Origin of the sequence: Actinomadura soli, assembly GCF_005889715.1 — a bacterium.
Classification (GTDB): domain Bacteria; phylum Actinomycetota; class Actinomycetes; order Streptosporangiales; family Streptosporangiaceae; genus Spirillospora; species Spirillospora soli.
The window spans coordinates 1-5166 of sequence record NZ_VCKW01000400.1 but is presented as its reverse complement, the minus strand read 5'-3'; the positions used below and the strand labels follow the sequence as shown (position 1 = coordinate 5166).

The window sequence follows — 5166 nt, the reverse complement described above, 5'->3', positions numbered from 1 at the left end:
GGAGATGTGTATACGAGACAGGCACGCTGGGACGCACGGGCAGCGCGGTCGCCAGCTCCCGCCGTCCCCCCGGCAGGTACCGCAGGACGAACGCCATGCCCGCCACGAGCCCGCCCACGAAACCGCCGCCGGGATGCCCGTGCCCCGCGATCAGCAGGTAGATCGAGAACACCAGGATCGTCGGGCCGAGCAGCCGCGCCGCCGCCTCCAGCACGACCGAGGAGCCGCCCAGCGGCGGGCGCCCGGGCGTGGCGAGCCAGCGCGAGCGGGACGCTCCCCCGGTCTCCGGTTCGGCGGGCGGGCGGAACCGCCGCCATCCCCCCGGACGGCCCATCACCAGCCCCGCCACGCCCATCGCCGTGACGGCCAGCACCACGATCTCGCCGAGCGTGTCGAGGGCCCGCAGCTCGACCAGGATCAGGTTCACGATGTTCTTCGCCCCCTCCTCCCCGGCGGGCCCGGCGTACCGCGGGCCGACCGGATCGGAGCTCCGGCTCAGCGCCGCCACCACGAGGAACACCGCGACGAACCCGCCGAGGCCGAGGCTGATCGCGCCGGTGGCGACCCGGCCGGGCGTCGTGCGGCGGCGCGGCGGGAACCGTTCCGGCAGCCGCCGCAGCACCAGCACCAGCATGATCAGCGACAGGGTCTCCACGACCAGGAGCGTGAGGGCGAGATCCGGGGCGCCCTGCATGACGAAGAGCCCGCCCGTCCCGTAGCCGACGCCAGCGAGCAGCAGCGCCGCCGACAGCCTCCGGCGCGCCCGCACCGCCGCGAGCGCGCACCCGGCCACCACCACGGACAGGACGGGCTGCACCGGATCGTCCCAGGCCCGCAGCGCGCCCAGCGGCTCCGAAGGGCCGCGCCCGCCGATGAGGCCCGCCGCCAGCGCCGTCCCGGGCAGGACCAGCACCATCACCGCGATCACACCGAGGTACACCGGCAGCGACCCGATCTGCACGCGCCGCGTCACCGCGTGCGCGCCGTTGAGCACCGCCTCGACCACGGCGTCGTACGACCGCTGCGCGTCCGGCATCCGCCACCGGACGGCCCGCGCCGGGAACGACCGTCCGAACGCGTAGTACACCCCGACGCCCACCCCGATCGCGAGCGCGGACAGCCCGAGCGCCAGCCCAAGCCCATGCCACAGAGCCAGCTCATAATCGGGCTCCAGCCCCAGCGTGACCGCATAGGGCTCGACCAGCTCCTGCACCGGCCCCGGGAACACCCCCAGGACGAACCCCGCCAGCGCAAGCAGCGCGACCGGCCCGGCAAGCCCCCACGCCTCCCTGTGCCGTCGCTCATCCGACGCGCCACCGAACGCGCCATGCAGGAAACGAACGCCATAGGCCACGGTCAGCGCCGATCCCGCCAGCACACCGGCGAGGACGGCGGCGTCCAGTCCCCCATGGGCGAACGCCTTGATCGCCGCCTCCTTCGCCACGAACCCCAGGAACGGCGGCAACCCGATCATGGACGCGACGGCCGCCGCCCCGGCGACCGCGAGGACGGGCAGCCGCCGTCCCGCCCCCGAGAGGCAGTCGGCCCGGCGCGTCCCCGTCGCGTGCTCCAGCGCGCCGACCGCCATGAACAGCGGCGCCTTGAACAGGCCGTGGGCGAGCAGCAGGGCCGTGCCCGCCAGCGCCGACAGGGGCGTCCCGTCCCCGAGAAGGACCATGAGCAGGCCGAGCTGGCTGACCGTCCCGTAGGCGAGGAGCCGTTTCAGGTCGTCCTGCCGCAGCGCGACCAGCCCGCCGACGATCATGCTCACCAGCCCGGCCACGACGACCATCGGCCGCCACACGCCCGTCTCCGCGAACGCGGGCGCCAGCCGCGCCACCAGGTAGACGCCCGCCTTGACCATCGCGGCGGCGTGCAGGTAGGCGCTCACCGGCGTCGGGGCGACCATCGCCGCGGGCAGCCACGCGTGCAGCGGCACCTGCGCCGACTTGGCGAACGCGCCCAGCAGCACGAGCACCACGCCCGCCTCCGCCGCCGCGCCGCCCGGCGGATCGGCGAGCAGGGCCGAGATCCGGTACGTCCCGGCGGCCTGGCCGAGCAGCACGAACCCGGCCAGCATCACCAGCCCGAACGCCGTGGTCATCAGCAGCGCCTCGGTGGCCGCCCGCCGGTCCTCCGCCCGGTCCGGCCGGGCGGCGCCGATGAGGATGAACGAGCTGACGGTCGTCAGCTCCCAGAAGACGTACAGGACCAGCAGGTTGTCGGCGAGCACCAGCCCGGTCATCGCTCCCGCGAACGCGACCAGCGTCCCGGTCATCAGCCGCTCGCCCGGCCCGAAGTACCAGCCCGAGTAGCAGAGCACAAGCGCGCCGACCCCGCCGACCAGCACCAGCATGACGGCGGACAGCGCGTCCAGCCGCAGGTCGATCGCCAGCCCCAGGTCGGACGCCCACCCGATCCTCGCGGTGACGTCATCGCCGGCCCGCGCCACGGCCCACCCTGCCGTCACCGCCGGAAGCACCGCCGCCGCACACGCCATCGACCGGGTGTGCCGCCCGAGCGCCCACGGAACGGCGACCGCCGCGACGGCATACGCCACAACCAGCACCACCACGCCGCCGCAGCCCCCCTCCGCCAGGCACGTCGCAGACGATCTACCCGGCCAGCGCCCCCGAAACGGAGCGCAACGGCACCGCACACCCGGCCGGCGCGGACGATAAGCGTTCGATAACGGACGCCCGTAGCGTGATCGCCGTCCATCCCCGTCAGACCTGACGACGGGGACACGAAACGGGGAGAACATGAGCAGGATCCGAATCGGGCTGCTGGCCGGAGCGGTGGCGGCGGGGGCCGTCATCGCCGCCGCGCCGTCCGCCGCCCTGGCCTCCACGACCACCGCCACCCCGGGCACCTGCCCCAAGGGCGACGTGTGCGTGTGGAGCGGCAAGAACGCCACCGGCACCCGCTGCAACTGGGACGGCGACGACCCCGACTGGCAGGGCGGCACCGTCCGCTGCAGGCCGTACGGCTTCAAGGTCAACACCGTCTGGAACAACGGCTACACGAACACCCCCTACAACAAGGTCAACTTCTACCGGTACGCGAACTACGGCAGCCAGATCTCCGACCCGCTGCCGGTCACGTCCAAGCCGGTCAACGCGGCGAACCTGGCCATCCGCTCGCACCACTGGTCGAAGTAGGAGGGGACATGAACAAGATCCGGATCGCCGTGACGGGCCTGGCCGCCGCCGGCCTCGCCACCGTCCTGGCGCCCGCCGCCGCGCAGGCCGAGACCGCCGGGGCCGCCGCCGCGTGGCAGGGCTCCTGCGCCAAGGGCGACTTCTGCGTCTGGAGCGGCAAGAACGGCACGGGCATCAAGTGCGCCTGGGACGGCGACGACCCCGACTGGCAGAGCGGCAGCGTCCGGTGCAGCCCGAGGTTCCTCGTCGCCTCGATGTGGAACAACGGGTACACCGGCTCCTACAGCAAGGTCAAGGTCTACTCGTTCGCCAACTACGAGAGCCACTGGGGCACCGTCCCCGCCGGTACGCGGGAGAACTTCTGGGAGGGGCAGCTCATGCGCTCCCACCGCTGGGTGAACTGACGTCCTCCCTCTCCTAGGAAGGCCGCCGAGCGCCACGCCCTCGGCGGCCTTCCCTTGTCAGCGGCAGTCGTCAGCGGCAGCGCAGCGGGCGGGCCGGGCCCGTCGTGCGACGCCAGCGCAGCGCACGACCGCGCGGCACGGCGCAGGACGCGACGACATGCGCCCCCGGGTCCATGGACGTGACGACGGGCGCCCCCGGATGCGTGGACGGGTCGTCCCGCAGGATGGCGGCGTGGAGGTCCCGCAGTTCGCGTCCCGGTTCAAGCCCCAGTTCCTCGTCCAGCCTGCGGCGCCCCTCGTGGTAGACGTCGAGCGCCTCGCTCTGCCGTCCCGCCCGCGCCAGCGCCAGCATCAGCAGCGCCCGCAGCCGTTCCCGGTACGGATGCTCGCCCACCGGTCCCAGCAGCTCACCCACGAGTTCCCGGTGGCGGCCGAGCGCCAGTTCCACCTGCGCGGCCTCCTCCACCGCGGCCAGCCGCAGCTCCCCCCAGCGGACCGCGCCCGCCTCGACGAGGGGACCACCGAGCCCGGCGAGGACGGGCCCGTCCCAGAGCGCCAGCGCGGCGTGGAACCGCCCGGCGGCCGAGGCCAGCCGACCCGCCGCCGCGTCCCGCCGCGCCGCGGCGATATGCCTCTCAGCGGCAAGCGCATCGATCGTGACGTTCTCAGCGGATACGCGGTACCCGGGCCGGACGGTCTCGATCACCTGCCGGTCAGTGCCCGCGCGGCAGAACGCGCGCCGTAACCCCGACACGACGATGGCGACCTGGGTTCGCGCGGACTCCGGTGGACCGTCCGGCCACACGCCGTCCACCAGCCGCTCAACCGGCACCGGCCGGTCCGGTGCGAGGAGCAGCGCGGCCAGCACCAGCCGCGCCCGGTCGCCGCCGAGGTCGATCTGCTCCCCGCGCACCCCGGCGCGCAACGGCCCCAAGATCCGAAAATTCACGCGGTCGTTCACCCGTCGCGTCACCCTTTCCAAGACGGTCATTGCGTGGACGATCGCGGGGTGTACGCCGTGAACCCGGCGTGCGGGGTTACCCCCCGTAGGGTAGACAACGACCGGCCCGGCGGGGTTCATGCGGGCGCCGACGATCCGTTCAGAACCGTTCAGAACAGCGAACTCGCAGGTCAGCGACACCGCCGGGTGATGGCCGGGTCGGGCGCGCGGTCGGCCCGCAGATCGGACGCGGGCACGTAGCCCCAGCCGTACAGCCCCGGCATCGCCGTCACCCGGTCACCCTGCGTGTAGTACCAGACGTCATTGCCGCCGGAATGGGGCTCACCGCGCGTCCAGCAGATGAACCAGCTCGGGTCCGTCTCGAGCACCGCCACCTTGGCCCCGAACCCGGCCTCCGCGTACACGGCGACCCCGGGACGGTTCGGACACTGGAACATGTGCGGCCAGGTCAGCTTGCTTCGCAGATCCTCAATGGTGCCGCGCAGGTAATGACACTGCCCACCGGCCGCGCCGCCCCCATCCCCGCGACCGACCACGAACGCCGCCGTCCCCGCCGCCGCTACCGCCAGACCGGCCGCCGCGACATACCCACGCCACCGTCCACCCAAGCGCCCCTTCCACCCGCGCATCCCTCCCGAAC

5 protein-coding genes are annotated in these 5166 nt (G+C 73.5%); 2 read left to right on the top strand and 3 right to left on the bottom strand.

The features are described from left to right. On the bottom strand, positions 1 to 2575 hold a 2575-nt coding region (gene mbhE / locus ETD83_RS39125), incomplete at its 3' end, for a hydrogen gas-evolving membrane-bound hydrogenase subunit E (RefSeq protein ID WP_171064697.1). Positions 2576 to 2762: 187 nt separating this feature from the next. On the opposite strand from mbhE, the gene ETD83_RS39120 reads away from it, so the two are divergent. Together ETD83_RS39120 and ETD83_RS39115 are read left to right on the top strand one after the other, a co-directional pair. After that, the gene (locus ETD83_RS39120) at positions 2763 to 3161 is read left to right on the top strand and encodes a peptidase inhibitor family I36 protein (protein ID WP_138650250.1); all 399 of its coding nucleotides are present in this window, start codon (positions 2763 to 2765) and stop codon (positions 3159 to 3161) included. Positions 3162 to 3169: 8 nt separating this feature from the next. Then, complete coding sequence (locus ETD83_RS39115; RefSeq protein WP_138650248.1) at positions 3170 to 3565, top strand: peptidase inhibitor family I36 protein; 396 nt, start codon at positions 3170 to 3172, stop codon at positions 3563 to 3565. A 70-nt stretch (positions 3566 to 3635) separates the two neighbouring features. Here the strand turns inward: ETD83_RS39115 and ETD83_RS39110 are convergent, their stop codons facing one another. Both ETD83_RS39110 and ETD83_RS39105 read right to left on the bottom strand, forming a co-directional pair. Continuing rightward, positions 3636 to 4556, bottom strand: a complete 921-nt coding sequence (locus ETD83_RS39110; RefSeq protein WP_171064696.1) for an AfsR/SARP family transcriptional regulator — start codon at positions 4554 to 4556, stop codon at positions 3636 to 3638. 140 nt (positions 4557 to 4696) lie between these two features. Next, entirely contained in the window at positions 4697 to 4963 is a 267-nt protein-coding gene (locus tag ETD83_RS39105) for a hypothetical protein (protein ID WP_205718137.1), read from the bottom strand. Positions 4964 to 5166 lie beyond the last annotated feature (203 nt).

Excerpts from the sequence above, each read along its gene's own strand:
- ETD83_RS39120 (WP_138650250.1), top strand. The coding sequence starts at position 2,763 with ATGAGCAGGATCCGAATCGGGCTGCTGGCCGGAGCGGTGGCGGCGGGG.
- ETD83_RS39115 (WP_138650248.1), top strand. The coding sequence starts at position 3,170 with ATGAACAAGATCCGGATCGCCGTGACGGGCCTGGCCGCCGCCGGCCTC.
- ETD83_RS39110 (WP_171064696.1), bottom strand. The coding sequence starts at position 4,556 with ATGACCGTCTTGGAAAGGGTGACGCGACGGGTGAACGACCGCGTGAAT.
- ETD83_RS39105 (WP_205718137.1), bottom strand. The coding sequence starts at position 4,963 with ATGTTCCAGTGTCCGAACCGTCCCGGGGTCGCCGTGTACGCGGAGGCC.